Origin of the sequence: Streptomyces sp. NPDC058773 (assembly GCF_042746015.1) — a bacterium.
Classification (GTDB): domain Bacteria; phylum Actinomycetota; class Actinomycetes; order Streptomycetales; family Streptomycetaceae; genus Streptomyces.
This window is the reverse complement of the sequence record NZ_JBHYPE010000002.1, coordinates 167,016-180,108: the sequence shown is the minus strand read 5'-3', so window position 1 is coordinate 180,108 and position 13,093 is coordinate 167,016. Positions and strand designations below refer to the sequence as shown.

The following is a 13,093-nucleotide window of genomic DNA, read 5'->3' as shown; positions in this document are numbered from 1 at the left end:
GCCACCGCCTGACGTCCGGGGTGCGCGACCGCGCTCGGTGCACTGGACGCAAGCATGAGGCTGCCACCGCGGTGAGGGGGCTGACCACCACGCCGCCGCCCGCCAAGGCCGGGCAACCGCGCCGGGCAGGGCCGGCCACCACCCATGAACAGGCACAGCACCACTGAGGAGATCCCGCATGAAGCTACGCGTACCAGCACTGGCAGGCGTCATCCTCGCCGCGACTCTGCCGCTCTCCGCGACTGCCCCGGCGCACGCGGCATCCAAGTGCCCAAGGGATTACATCTGCGGCTGGCCCAAGCCTCACATGCACGGCAAAAAAGACCAGTGGTTCGACCAGATGAGCCCCGGCTGCTACCGCCCCAACACCAGCCGATCTGTCTCCAACCAGGGACGTTCCCACGTCACCTTCTACAACCACGCCGGCTGCCACGGATCACATTTCACGCTCAAGTCGCACACCCACTCCAACAAGACCCCCTGGAAGGTCCGCGCCTTCAGACTCCCCCGATGACCCGCCCGCCAGTCGACAGCAACCAACGGCCCCGGCACAGGTGCACGTACGCTCCCGCATGCCGGTGCCGCCCAGCAGCCGGACGCAGGCTACGCGACGGCGAGGAGTCCGCCGGCAGCGGTGACCAGCTCGTCGGCCGCACAGCCGGCGCGTGCGCGGGCGGCGTTACGGTGGTTGTCATCTGACGTCCACTCACACCGAGGGAGATGCGTCTCCAGCACGCGCAGAATCATCCGGTCCAAGCCGGTGGTGAAGAAGTACTACGAGGCCATTCCGGTCTCGCAGCTGAGGGTCGACCCGAACCTCGACGCGCAGCGCATGTTCCAGCCCAAGTGGGCCAACCGCCTGGCGAAGATCTGGGATCCTGGCTTCGTTCACTGCAACCGACAGCGTTTGTTCATCGGTTCCGGCGGCGCTTGGTGTTCGTCGACCATCTGGATGTTCACGGGAAATGACGGCAGTCGTGTTCCGGCGCCCTCGGCTCCGCGCTTGTTTCGTGCCTCGGGTCGCTCATGATCACGGACGCATATTGAGTGCTGTCGCCGGCTTCCGGGGTGGCAGCATGCGGTGTCATGGCAGACGACAGCACCAGCAGGTTTCAGGCAGGCCGGACGGGACTCATCGTCAAGGTCCCGGACGCGGAGCCGGCCGTCCGCGCATGGCGTGAACGGTTCGATCCGTCAGCCCAGGCAGGAGTACCAGCACATGTCACGGTGCTTTTCCCATTCCTCGACGAGAGTCGAATAGATGCGCGTGTCTACTCGACGCTCACTGATGTGCTCGGCAGTCATCATGCCTTTGACCTGCGATTTGAGAGCTGCGGTCAGTTTCCGGGGGTGCTGTATCTTGCTCCGGAGCCAGACGCGCAGTTGCGGCTGCTCACTGAGGTGATCGCTGACCGGTGGCCCGAAGCACCTCCCTATGAGGGCCAGTTCACCGAGATCGTGCCCCACCTGACCGTCGCTGACGGTCAGGAGGATGCAGTTTTGGATGAGATTGGGGCTGACCTGCTCGGCAGGCTCCCCTTCACCTGCCGGGTCGCGTCAGTTGACCTCGTGGTGCATGACGGCTCGAAGTGGCAAGAGCGGGCGTCGTTCGCGCTCCGTGAATGAGCAGGGGGCTGATGCAGGTTCGGGTGACAGGTGCGGTCACGCGGCCTGGAGGGCCGGCGTGGTCATGACGGTCTCGAATTCGATGGGGGTCAGTCGGCCGAGTGAGGCTTGTCTGCGACGTCGGTGATAGGTCCGCTCGATCCAGGTCACGATCGCGATCCGGAGTTCTTCGCGCGTGGCCCAGACACGGCGGTCGAGGACGTTCTTCTGCAGCAGGCTGAAGAAGGACTCCATGGCCGCGTTGTCACCGGCAGCTCCGACCCTCCCTATCGATCCGGTCATCCGGTGGCGGTCGAGCGCCCGGACGAACTTCCGGGAGCGGAACTGCGATCCGCGATCGCTGTGCAGAATGCACCCGTCGACGTCTCCACGCCGGGCCACGGCGTTGTCCAGGGCGGCCACGGCCAGGCGGGACTTCATCCGCTCGTCGATGGAGTAGCCCACGATCCTGTTACTGAAGGCGTCCTTGATCGCGCAGAGATAGAGCTTGCCTTCGCCGGTGGCGTGCTCGGTGATGTCGGCGAGCCAGAGCCGGTTCGCGCAGGTCGCGGTGAAGTCACGGCGGACCAGGTCGTCGTGCACCGGCGGGCCGCCCCTCCTGCCCTTGCCGCGCTTCTTGCCGAACACGCTCCACCAACGGTTGTCCCGGCAGATCCGCCATGCGGTCCGGTCCGCCATCACGGCCCCGGCGCCGCGCGCTTCGTCGGCCAGGAAGCGGTAGCCGAACTCCGGGTCGTCACGGTGCGCGTCGAACAGCGCGTTCGCGCGATACGCCTCCTCCAGAACGGCATCGGTCACCGGCTGGTCCAGCCAGCGGTAGTAGGGCTGTCTGGCGAGCTTCAGCACCCGACACGCAACCGTGACGGGCACCCCGTCCCCGGCCAGCTCCTTCACGAGCGGGTAGATCCTTTTCCCGGCAGATGCGCCTGCGACAGATAGGCCGCAGCCCGCCGCAACACCTCGTTCTCCTGCTCCAGCAGCTTGATCCGCCGACGCGCTTTCATAAGCTCGGCGCTCTCCCGACTGGTCGTTCCGGGCTTGGTCCCGTCGTCGATGTCCGCGCGACGCATCCACTTCCACAACGTCATCGGATGGACTCCGAAATCGGTGGCCACCTGCTCGACCGTCACACCCGGCCCGCGGTTCCTCGCGACCCGCACGACGTCCTGACGGAACTCCTCCGGATAAGGCTTGGGCACAGCGACATCCTTCCCACCCACCCCACAGGGCAAGCCAGTTCAGATGTCACCCGATCGTGCGGCAGCCCCCCCTGTGGGGCAAGGGCAAGCGCTACCGGGTGAAGGGTATCCCGGGCGTCCGGGACCGTTCGTTCGACACGAGCGAGGATGCGAAGCAGTGGCTCGCGAACGCACAGACCGACACCACACGTGGCGAGTTCGTCGACCCCCGCGATGGGACGATCCCTCTCGCCCAGTACATCGAGAAGCACTGGTGGCCGAGCCGGTCAGACGAACCGTCGACCGCCGCCCCCATGCGCAGCAAGATCTGGAACCACATCATGCCGTTCCTGGGTGCAACGGCGCTCCGGGACATCGACGCTGCCGCGCTGCGCACCTGGACGGCCCAGCTGCTGACGCGGGTCGAGGCGTCCACGGCCCAGGTGATCTGGATCCACCTCTCCACGATCCTCGAAGCTGCCGTCGACGACGGCCGCCTGGTCAAGAACCCTTGCAAGGCCCACCGGACGGTCAAGGCTCCCAAACCCGCGAAGAAGAAGGCCAAGGCATGGTCCAGGTCAACCGTGGATGCCGTCCGGGCGGGCCTCCAGGATCGATACCACATCGCGGTGGACCTTGGCGTCGGCCTCGGCCTTCGCCAAGGTGAGGCGTTCGGCCTCGCCGAGGAGGACTTCGACTTCGATGCCGGAGTCGTGCACGTCCGCCGACAGCTGCGGTGGGACTCCAAAGGAAGGCCGTACTTCTGCCTGCCGAAGGGCGGCAAGACGCGAGACGCTCCCCTCTCCCCCAACCTCGCCAAGCGCGTCCAGGACCACCTGCGCCGCTTCCCTTCGGTCGCCTGCACGCTCCCGTGGCGCAACCCCGAGCCACCTACGACCGAACTGGAAGCGCGACAGCGCAAACCGATCACCGTCCGGCTGGTCCTGAGCACCTCGCACGGCAATCGAATCAACCCCTCGATGTGGAACAAGCGGAGCTGGCGGCCCGCGCTCGCGGCGGCCGGGCTTCTGGCGGCGATCGGCGAGAAGGTCGCGACGCATGGAGGCCGCATCCGGCGGTACCCCGTCTACGAACTTTCGCGCGCGGACATGTACCACGTGCTCCGGCACACATACGCGAGTACCCAGCTTGAGGCGGGCGAGTCGATCGTGAGCGTGTCGGAGTGGCTCGGGCACGCATCGCCGCAGACCACGCTGAAGCACTACGCTCACTTCATGCCCGGGGCAGGCAAGCGGGGCCTCGCCGCCATGGACGAGTGGTTCGATCAAGATCCACAACCGAATGTCCCTGAGAAGTCCCTGAGCGCCCGGAAGACCCCGGACGGGCCATGAAACCGCAGGTCAGAGCGGTAGCCGCGCGGATGGACGGCATGTACCACGAGTACAAGGAGCCCCTATACGCCGCTCCTCCGCTGCTCGCGCGGATGGTGGACGCGGGGCGGCTGGGCCGGAAGTCGGGGTCGGGGTTCTACTCGTACTGACGAACCCGGCGGCGCACCAGTGCCGCCGCCCCGCCCACACCGCCTCGCACCTCCCGGTGCGAGGCGGTTTGCTGTGCGCCCGGCCTCCGCCGCGCGCGTCGCTCCCACCAACCGACCAAATCACCGTCAAAACGATCCAGTTGACGATGTATCCATTTTCCGGTCGCATGCGTCTCACTTGTGAAAGGACCGACACACTCCCCCCACAACTACATACGGAGGACCCATGTACAAGGCCCTGCCCGTGGCCGCGGCGCTCGTGGTGTGTGCGCTCGCCGCCTTACCCACGCAGGCGGCGACGGTTCCCGCGAAGGCGGCGAAGGTCACCACGAAGGGCACGGGGTGGAAGCTCACGGCCCAGCTCGGTGTCACCAGTCTCAGTCCGGGCCGTCAGTACACGATCACGTTCGCCAGTAGCGCGATGAAGACGCGCTACACGCCCTATCTGACGGCCGCGGTGGCGCAGGTCAAAGCCGCCGGTGTGAAGCTCGCCATCGGTGGCGTCGAGCCCGTCGATCCGGCCAGGTGCGGGCCCGTGGGACACATCCAGTTCACCGAGCTCTACCGGCCGCTCGGCCGTGCCGGTTTCAGTCAGGGCATGCCCTGCCCCTATCCGCCCAAGGGCGTCGGCATCGGAGGCATCGTCGCCATCGACTCCGAGTACTGGGACGGCACCTGGCCGATGCCCGCGTACAAGCTGCGGAACACGCTCGTGCACGAGCCGCTGCACGCGCTCGGCCTCGACCATCCCAACCTGGACACCAACAAGGACGGGAAGACCGCCGACTACGAATGCGTGGCCACCTCCGCGGGCAACACCCCGGTCATGTGCTCGCCCAACGGCGGCTACCGCACCGCCACCGGCATGGGCCGCCTCACCGGCTTCGACCTCGACGGTCTGAAGGCCCTGCTGGCCAACGCCCGCGCCCAGGGCATCAAGTAGGCGGGCCCGCACAGAGGGCGGCCGTCCGCCCGCCGCTCGGGGGAAATGCCGGCGGGCGGACTCCGGGCCGGCGGGCGCCCGTCCGCCGGCATCGGCCCCCGTGGCACCTCCGAGTCAACTCCCGTGCGGACGCGGGCGGGAGTGTGTGAAGGGGGTGAGCCGGGGTGCATGGTTCACACCCCGTGCGAAGGGGCCGCCGCGCCGTCACTCCGCGTCATGTCACACGGGGTGTGAAGCACAGACCCGGATCTCCCCGCCGCACACGCTCCCGCCCGTCGCCCCAGCACAGTTGACTGAGGCCCGTCAGGACACCGAAGCAACGGACCGAAGGAATGAGGAGCGGAACGTGACCGCCCACCCCGAACCCGATCTGGTAGCCGCCGACTTAGCCGAGCTGAGGCGTCTGCTGGACGTCCGCACCGCCCGGGTCGACGGACAGCTCGCGCTGCTCGCCCAGCGCTCCGAGCAGTACGAGCGTGACGCGGACGACGTACAGGCCCGCGTCATACGGCTGGAGAGCACCCGCTGGCCCCTGCCGTCGCTCGCCGCGCTCACGGGGCTCGCGGCGCTGGCGGTGGCGCTGTGGCAGGCCCTGGGCCGATGACCGCCGGCCACGGTCACCGGCCGGTCCCGGTCAGCCCAGCCGGAGGTGATGCAGCATCAGCAACGCGGCGGCCATGTTGGCGGCCGGCACCTCCCCCCGCGCCACCATGTCGGGCACCAGCTTCAGCGGCACCCACTCCCGCCGCTCGGACTCGAAACCGTCCTGGGGCGGGCCGGTGTACACGCCCTCCTCGGACCAGTAGATGTGGTGCCGCGCGTCGGTGAGGCCGTTGGACGGCTCCACCGTGAGCAGATGGTGGAGGGGCCCGGGGCGCCACCCGGTCTCCTCCTCCATCTCCCGGGCGGCCGCTGCCGCGGGGTCCTCGCCGTCCTCGACGACTCCGGCGGCCAGCTCCCAGCCCCAGGTGTCGGTGATGAAGCGGTGCCGCCACAACAGCAGTACCTCGTTGGCCTCATTGACCACGGTGGCCACCGCGACGGGCCGCATCCGGATCAGATAGTGATCCAGATGCCGGCCGTCGGGCAGTTCCACATCGGCCAGATTGACCCGGAACCACGGATTCACATAGACGGGCTTTTCGCCGAGATTGTTCCAACGCACGTAACTGCCACCTTCCGCTGTAGGGCCGGCAAGGTGACACGGGCCCGGTCAGGGGCAGTTCTCACGCCCTACAGCGGCACGCGCAGCACCTCGTCGATGAGATCGGCAGCCTCGTCCGTCGCGGAGCTCCCGGTCTCCGCCAGATGTTCGCGCACCGCCCGCAGCCGGTCCCGCAGCCGTTGCGACTCCATACCCCGAGCCTGCTCCGTCATCTGCGCGGCATTGGCCACGGCCCGGTCCGCATCGCCTTGACGCAGCTCGATATGGGTGAGCATGGCCAGCCGGTGGACCCGGCCACGGTCGTGTGCGGGGGTGCCGACGGCGGCGTCCGCCTGCTCCCGGGCGGCCCGTAAGTCCCCCAGGCTGAGCAGCGCCTCCGCGACCTGTACGTTCACCAGGCCGGGCTGGACATAGCCCGTCTCGGCCGGTTCCTGACCGGGCCGGATGCGCTCCGCGGCCGCCTCCGCGCGACGGATGCAGGACAGCGCGCCGGCACCGTCCCCGAGCCGGGCGTAGGCCTTGGCCTGCATCGCGTGCAGGTCCGCGGAGAGCGCCGGGGTGATCTGCGGGCCCGCGGCCCGCAGCGCCGCCTCCGCGAAGGCGACCGCCTGGCGGTATTCCCGTACGAAGAGGGACTGGTTGACCAGCAGCGCGATGACGTACGCGCCGAGGCCGCGGTCCCCGCTGGCCTTGGCCAGCCGCAGCGCCTGATGGAAGTAGCGCTGGGCCAGCCCGAGAGCGTCCGAGTCGTACGCACAGATGCCGGCGACCGCGACCAGCCCGCCGGTCGCCCGGTGGAGCTGACGCCCCGTCGCATCGCTGTAGCTGCCCCGCAGCAGCGGCGCCGCCTCGGCGTTGAGGAATCCCACGATGCGTGCTCTGGTAGCGATACCACCCGCCTTCCGGTACATCGTCTCGTAGTGCGTCCGTGCGCTGCGCAGCATCTCGATGTCGGCCATCCCGACCCGGGTCAGCCCGTCGCGCGAGACATCGGAGTCCTCCGGCGGGTTCTCCCACTCCCATACGGGGATGACCGCCGAGGTGCCGGTGAGCGCCGGTGCGTCGAGGATGTGCGGCCGCTGCTGCTCGTCGGACCGCCACAGCGCGGTGGCCCGCTCGACGAAGCCGGAGAGCGGGGTGTCATCCGCCCGCCGTGCCCCCGGGCCGCTGAACCCGATGTCCGCGAGCCCGACCGGCCGGTGCAGCCGTTCGCCCAGGATCTCGCAGATCAGATCGGGCACCTGGCCTCGCGGCCGCTGCCCCTTCAGCCACCGGGCCACCGCGGTGTGTTCGTACCGCAGCGCCAGACCGCGGCGCCGGCCGAGCTGGTTGATCCGCGCGGCGAGTCCCGCGTGCGAGATCCCGGACTCGTCGAGCATCGCGTCCAGAAGGGTGTTGGGCTCCATACCGGCCTCCCGGTGAGCCGGGCCGGTCCGCGGACCGCCGGCTCCTGGCCTCATCGACAGGGACCACTCCGTCAGTTGAGCGTAGTGAACGCCCCCGCACACGGGGTGTGAAGAGGCGCGCGGCATCCACTGCACGAAGGCCCTGCTCCCGCACGGAACCCGCCCCCGGAAAACGGTGCGGGCGCGGACGGTGTGCACCGTCCGCGCCCGCACTCCTTCCCGCACGCCCTCAAGGCGTCGCGGGCCACGCACACTCAGCCGCGCAGCACCGCACCCGTCCGCGCCACGGCCGCCTGGACCGCCGCGTCACGGGCCGCCGAGGCCTCCTCGGCGGTCAGCGTCCGGTCGGCGGCCCGGAAGCGCAGCGCGTACGCCAGCGACTTCTTGCCCGCGCCGATCTGCTCACCGGTGAAGACGTCGAACAGCCGCAGCGACTCCAGGAGTTCACCCGCGCCGTCGCGCAGCGCACCCTCGACCTCGGCCGCCGGGACACCGGCGTCGACCACGAGCGCGACGTCCTGGGTCGCGACCGGGAAGGCCGAGATCTTCGGGGCGCGCAGCGGTCCGGTGCCGGCCTGCTCCAGGCGGTCCAGGTCGATCTCCATCGCGCAGGTGCGCTCCGGCAGGGCCAGCGTCTTGATGACCCGCGGGTGCAGCTCACCGGCGTTGCCGACGAGGATCTCCTCGCCGTCGGCGAGGGCGAGCAGCGCCGCACAGCGGCCCGGGTGGAACGGCGCGTGCTGGTCCTGGCGGACGATCAGCTCCACACCCGCCTCGCGGGCGACGGTACGGCCCGCCTCGATGGCGTCCGCCCAGGTCGCGGGGCGGGCGCCGCCCCACCAGCCGTCCTGCTCACGGCCGCCGGCGAGGACCACGGCGGCGCGCCGCGGCTGCTGCGGGAGCGAGGCGTCCAGCGAGGCGATCTCGTCGTCGGTCGGCCGGCGGTCGACGACCAGCCGGCTGGCCGGCTTCTCGTCGCCGGACGCCCGGAAGACCGGTCCGGTCTCGAAGAGCGCCAGATCGTGGGTGCCCCGTCCGAAGTTGCGGCGCAGTGCGTTCAGCAGCCCCGGGATCAGCGTCGTGCGGAGGTCGGGCTCCTCGTCGGAGAGCGGGTTGACGAGGGTGACCGCGGCGCGGCGCGGGTCGTCGGCCTCGATGCCGAGCTGGTCGAGCACGTGCGAGCCGGTGAACGGGTAGTTCAGCGCCTCGACATAGCCCGCGCCGGCCAGCGCCCGGCCGACCCGGCGGTGCAGCCGCTGACGCTCGGTCAGCCCACGGCCGGCCGGCGGCAGCGGCAGGGTGGAGGGCAGGTTCTCGTAGCCCTCCAGCCGGATGACCTCTTCGGCCAGGTCGTTCGGGTCGCTGAGGTCCGGCCGCCAGGACGGCACGGTCACGACCAGCTCGTCCTGGCCGTAGACGTCGCAGCCGACCTGCTGGAGGCGGCGGACGACGGTCTCCCGGCCGTAGACGACACCGGCGACCTTGTCCGGGTGGTCGGCGGAGATGGTGATCGTGCGCGGTCCGCTGGGCGTGACGACCTCGGTGACGCCGTCCTCGGCGGTGCCGCCCGCGAGCAGCACCAGCAGGTCGACGGTGCGCTGCGCCGCGGCGGATGCGGCCTCCGGGTCCACCCCGCGCTCGAAGCGCTTGGCGGCCTCCGAGGACAGCTTGTGCCGGCGGGCCGTACGGGCGATGGAGAGCGCGTCGAAGTGCGCGGACTCGATCACGACGTCGGTGGTGCCGCGCGGCTCGCCGGTCCCGGGGTCGGCGGCCGGGGCCGCGATCTCGGTGTTGGCGCCGCCCATGACACCGGCGAGGCCGATGGGACCGCGGTTGTCGGTGATGACCAGGTCCGCGGCGTCCAGCACCCGCTTGGTGCCGTCCAGGGTGGTCAGCTGCTCGCCCGCGGTCGCCCGGCGGACGCCGATCGTGCCGTCGACGCTGGCCCGGTCGTAGGCGTGCAGCGGCTGGCCGAGCTCCAGCATCACGTAGTTGGTGATGTCGACGGCCAGCGAGACCGGGCGCATCCCGGCCTTCTGCAGCCGGCGCTGCAGCCACATCGGGGTGCGCGCCTCGGGGTTCAGACCGGTGACCGTACGGGCGGTGAAGCGGTCGCAGCCGAGCGGGTCGGAGACCTGGACCGGGTAGCCGGCGGCGTTCGGCGGCGGCACGTCCAGCAGCGCCGGGTCGCGCAGCGGCAGGCCGTAGGCGGTGGCGGTCTCGCGGGCCACACCGCGCATCGACAGGCAGTAGCCGCGGTCAGGGGTGACGGCGATGTCCAGCACCTCGTCGACGAGCTCCAGCAACGCGATGGCGTCGGTGCCCACCGCGGTCTCCGGCGGCAGCACGATGATGCCGCCGCTGCCGTCGTCGCCCATGCCCAGTTCGTCGCCGGAGCAGATCATGCCGTGCGACTTCTTGCCGTACGTCTTCCGGGCGGCGATCTTGAAGTCACCGGGCAGCACGGCACCGGGGAGGACCACCACGACCTTGTCGCCGATGCTGAAGTTCCGCGCGCCGCAGACGATTTCCTGGGGCTCACCCGTGCCGTTGGCGTCGCCGACATCGACCGTGCAGAAGCGGATCGGCTTCTTGAAGCCCTCCAGTTCCTCGATGGTCAGCACCTGGCCGACCACCAGCGGGCCCTTGAGGCCCTCGCCGAGGCGCTCGACGGTCTCGACCTCCAGGCCGACGGCAATGAGCTTGGCCTGTACGTCCCGGCCGGTCTCCGTCGCCGGCAGCTCGACGTACTCCCGCAGCCAAGAAAGCGGGACCCGCATCAGATCTCCATCCCGAACGGCCGGGTGAACCGGACGTCGCCTTCGAACATGTCACGCATGTCTTCCACGTTGTGCCGGAACATCAGCATCCGGTCGATGCCGAACCCGAAGGCGAAGCCGCTGTACTTCTCGGGGTCGACGCCACAGGCGATGAGCACCTTGGGGTTGACCATTCCGCAGCCGCCCAGCTCGATCCAGCCCTCGCTGGAGCACGTACGGCAGGGGCGGTCGGGGTTGCCCACGGACTCGCCACGGCAGACGTAGCAGACCATGTCCATCTCGGCGGACGGCTCGGTGAACGGGAAGTAGTTCGGTCGCAGCCGGGTCTTCATGTCCGGGCCGAAGAGCGCCCGGACCATGTGGTCCAGGGTGCCCTTGAGGTCGGCCATGGTCAGGCCCTCGTCGACGGCGAGCAGCTCGATCTGGTGGAAGACCGGGGAGTGCGTGGCGTCCAGCTCGTCGGTGCGGTAGACCCGCCCCGGACAGACGACGTACACCGGCGGCTCGCGGTCGACGAGCGTCCGGGCCTGGACCGGCGAGGTGTGGGTGCGCAGCACGACGCCGGACTCATCGCCCTCGGCGCCGTTGGCCCGCACGAAGAACGTGTCCTGCATCTGGCGCGCCGGGTGGTCGGGCACGAAGTTCAGGGCGTCGAAGTTGAACCACTCCGCCTCGACCTCGGGGCCCTCGGCGACCTCGTAGCCCATGGCCACGAAGACGTCCGCGACCCGTTCCATGAAGGTGGTCAGCGGGTGCCGGGCGCCGGCCGGGGTGCGGTCGTAGGGCAGCGTGACATCCACGGCCTCCTCGACCAGCACGCGGGCGTCGCGCTCCGCCTCCAGCTCCTCCTGGCGGGCCTTGAGCGCCTGGTTCACCCGGCCACGGGCCTGGCCGACGCGCTTGCCGGCCTCCGCCTTGGCCTGCGGGGGCAGGGCGCCGATCTCGCGGTTGGCGAGGGCGAGCGGCGAGGTGCCACCGGTGTGCGCGATCTTCGCCTGGGCGAGCGCGTCGAGGTCGCCCGCGGCGGCGATGGCGGCCAGCGCCTCGTCCAGCCGGGCGGCGATCTCTTCCGGTTTCAGGGCTTCGACCTCGACAGGGTCGTACGACTTATTGGGTGCGGACATCTCTTCCCGTGCTTCCGGTGGACTGGCTTGGCTTGGCTCGCTTCGCCTCGGCCCCTCGATCACAAAGGTCGGATGCCGAGCCCGCGCTGCGCCCGCGATGCCTGTGCGCCAAAGGTGCCAAAGGTCAAGTCTAAGGGGGGCGGGCCGCGCGGCCGGTCCGCGCCCCCGCGGGGCGCCCGCCGCGGTCTCTCTTATGCCATGAAGGCCGGAGCTGCGACGGGCAGGCTAAATCGGAACTGCGCGCCGCCGGCCGGCGCCCGGCCGACCGTGATCGTCCCGCCGTGGGCCTCGACGATGCCCTTGACGATGTAGAGGCCCAGGCCGGTGCCGCCGCGTTTGCTGCCCCGCCAGAAGCGGGTGAAGACGCGGCTCATCGATTCCTCCGGGATGCCGGGGCCCTCGTCGCTCACGGTGACGCTCGTCCCCTCCGTGCTGGTCTCGTCCGTTACCGGACCGACCTCGATGGTGACGGTTCCCTCGCCGTGGCGCACCGCATTTTCCAGCAGGTTGCCCAGGACCTGGTCGACCTTGTCCGGGTCCGCCCACAGATCGGGCAGTGGTTCCAGCATCCGGATCAGGAAGCGGTCCGGCCGCTGCCCCGCGGTGGTCTGCGCCTGGACGTGCCGGCGGACCGCGGCGCTCATGTCGACCCGCTGCCGGCGCACCTCCAGCCGCCCCGAGTCGATCCGGGAGATGTCCAGCAGCTCGGCGATCAGCCGGGTGACGCGGTTGGCGTCGGCGTCCACCGTCTCCAGCATCAGCCGCTTCTGGTCATCGGTGAAGCGCTCCCACTTCTGCAGGAGGGTGGCGGTGAAGCCCTTGACGGAGGTCAGCGGCGAGCGCAGCTCATGGGCGACGGTGGCGATCAGCTCGGCGTGGCTGAGTTCCGTACGCCGCCGGGCCTCGGTGCCGCGCAGCGCGATCACCAGCCGCTGGACGGGCCCGGTCGGCCGGCTGCGGACATAGCGGGCGGAGACCAGCACCTCCCGGCCACCGAGCAGCAGATTGCGCTCGGGCTGGCCGCGGCGGATGGCGAGCCCGCCATAGGGGTCGGTGAGCCGCCACCAGCGGCGGCCCTCGATGTCCTGGAGCGGCAGGGCGTGTTCGAGGGGGCGGCCGACCGCGTCCTCGGGGACGATGTCGGTGATCCTGGCGGCGGCGGCGTTGAAGCAGATCACCCGGCCGTTCTCATCGGCGACGACCAGACCGTCGGGCAGATCGTCCGGGTCCACTCCGAGACCGTCCCCCAGGGCATCCGGCCCCCCGGCCGGAGCGGGCGACGGCCCCTCGGACCGACGGCCGTCAGCGGTGACCGTGGTGCCGGAAGTCCGCGCAGTCATCCCCGTACCCCCCTTCCGGGCCCCCGAGCA

General features: G+C 70.1%; 13 protein-coding genes and 1 pseudogene. 7 read left to right on the top strand and 7 right to left on the bottom strand.

Annotated elements, in window-relative coordinates; translation table 11 throughout:
• Nucleotides 1-178 precede the first annotated feature (178 nt).
• Entirely contained in the window at nucleotides 179-514 is a 336-nt protein-coding gene (locus ACFW5B_RS02755; RefSeq protein WP_386432159.1) for a peptidase inhibitor family I36 protein, read from the top strand.
• Nucleotides 515-603: 89 nt separating this feature from the next.
• Here ACFW5B_RS02755 and ACFW5B_RS02750 read toward each other — a convergent pair whose 3' ends face one another.
• On the bottom strand, nucleotides 604-735 hold the full coding sequence (locus ACFW5B_RS02750; protein ID WP_386432156.1) for a hypothetical protein: 132 nt from the start codon (nucleotides 733-735) through the stop codon (nucleotides 604-606).
• A gap of 28 nt (nucleotides 736-763) precedes the next feature.
• Between ACFW5B_RS02750 and ACFW5B_RS02745 the strand changes: the two genes are divergently transcribed.
• Complete coding sequence (locus ACFW5B_RS02745; RefSeq protein ID WP_386432153.1) at nucleotides 764-1,030, top strand: hypothetical protein; 267 nt, start codon at nucleotides 764-766, stop codon at nucleotides 1,028-1,030.
• A gap of 56 nt (nucleotides 1,031-1,086) precedes the next feature.
• Nucleotides 1,087-1,626: a 2'-5' RNA ligase family protein gene (locus tag ACFW5B_RS02740; protein ID WP_386432150.1), complete on the top strand. Its 540-nt coding sequence runs from the start codon at nucleotides 1,087-1,089 to the stop codon at nucleotides 1,624-1,626.
• A gap of 36 nt (nucleotides 1,627-1,662) precedes the next feature.
• Here the strand turns inward: ACFW5B_RS02740 and ACFW5B_RS02735 are convergent.
• A protein-coding gene (locus tag ACFW5B_RS02735) for an IS3 family transposase (RefSeq protein ID WP_386432147.1) occupies nucleotides 1,663-2,825 on the bottom strand; the annotation gives its coding sequence in 2 pieces (ribosomal slippage) (nucleotides 1,663-2,538 and nucleotides 2,541-2,825; 1,161 coding nt in all).
• Between the two features lie 56 nt (nucleotides 2,826-2,881).
• On the opposite strand from ACFW5B_RS02735, the gene ACFW5B_RS02730 reads away from it, so the two are divergent.
• The 4 genes and pseudogenes from ACFW5B_RS02730 (at nucleotide 2,882) to ACFW5B_RS02715 (ending at nucleotide 5,852) form a co-directional block, all read left to right on the top strand.
• Complete coding sequence (locus tag ACFW5B_RS02730) at nucleotides 2,882-4,156, top strand: tyrosine-type recombinase/integrase (RefSeq protein WP_386432144.1); 1,275 nt, start codon at nucleotides 2,882-2,884, stop codon at nucleotides 4,154-4,156.
• Between the two features lie 17 nt (nucleotides 4,157-4,173).
• A pseudogene (locus ACFW5B_RS02725) lies at nucleotides 4,174-4,305 on the top strand (3-hydroxyacyl-CoA dehydrogenase family protein); the annotation flags it as partial.
• Between the two features lie 226 nt (nucleotides 4,306-4,531).
• Nucleotides 4,532-5,248, top strand: a complete 717-nt coding sequence (locus tag ACFW5B_RS02720) for a hypothetical protein (RefSeq protein ID WP_386432141.1) — start codon at nucleotides 4,532-4,534, stop codon at nucleotides 5,246-5,248.
• 346 nt (nucleotides 5,249-5,594) lie between these two features.
• Entirely contained in the window at nucleotides 5,595-5,852 is a 258-nt protein-coding gene (locus tag ACFW5B_RS02715; RefSeq protein ID WP_386432138.1) for a hypothetical protein, read from the top strand.
• 30 nt (nucleotides 5,853-5,882) lie between these two features.
• On the opposite strand, the gene ACFW5B_RS02710 is transcribed toward ACFW5B_RS02715, so the two are convergent.
• The 5 genes from ACFW5B_RS02710 to ACFW5B_RS02690 all read right to left on the bottom strand — a co-directional run bounded on the left by ACFW5B_RS02710 (nucleotide 5,883) and on the right by ACFW5B_RS02690 (nucleotide 13,063).
• Nucleotides 5,883-6,413: an NUDIX domain-containing protein gene (locus ACFW5B_RS02710; protein WP_386432136.1), complete on the bottom strand. Its 531-nt coding sequence runs from the start codon at nucleotides 6,411-6,413 to the stop codon at nucleotides 5,883-5,885.
• Nucleotides 6,414-6,481: 68 nt separating this feature from the next.
• Nucleotides 6,482-7,819, bottom strand: coding sequence for a transcriptional regulator (locus ACFW5B_RS02705; protein ID WP_386432133.1), 1,338 nt, complete (start codon nucleotides 7,817-7,819; stop codon nucleotides 6,482-6,484).
• Nucleotides 7,820-8,073: 254 nt separating this feature from the next.
• Entirely contained in the window at nucleotides 8,074-10,599 is a 2,526-nt protein-coding gene (pheT, locus tag ACFW5B_RS02700) for a phenylalanine--tRNA ligase subunit beta (protein ID WP_386432130.1), read from the bottom strand.
• A complete protein-coding gene (gene pheS / locus ACFW5B_RS02695; protein WP_386432127.1) occupies nucleotides 10,599-11,723 on the bottom strand; it encodes a phenylalanine--tRNA ligase subunit alpha in 1,125 nt (374 codons plus the stop codon). Before pheS ends, pheT begins: the two co-directional genes overlap by 1 nt.
• 191 nt (nucleotides 11,724-11,914) lie before the next feature.
• Complete coding sequence (locus ACFW5B_RS02690; RefSeq protein WP_386432124.1) at nucleotides 11,915-13,063, bottom strand: ATP-binding protein; 1,149 nt, start codon at nucleotides 13,061-13,063, stop codon at nucleotides 11,915-11,917.
• Nucleotides 13,064-13,093 lie beyond the last annotated feature (30 nt).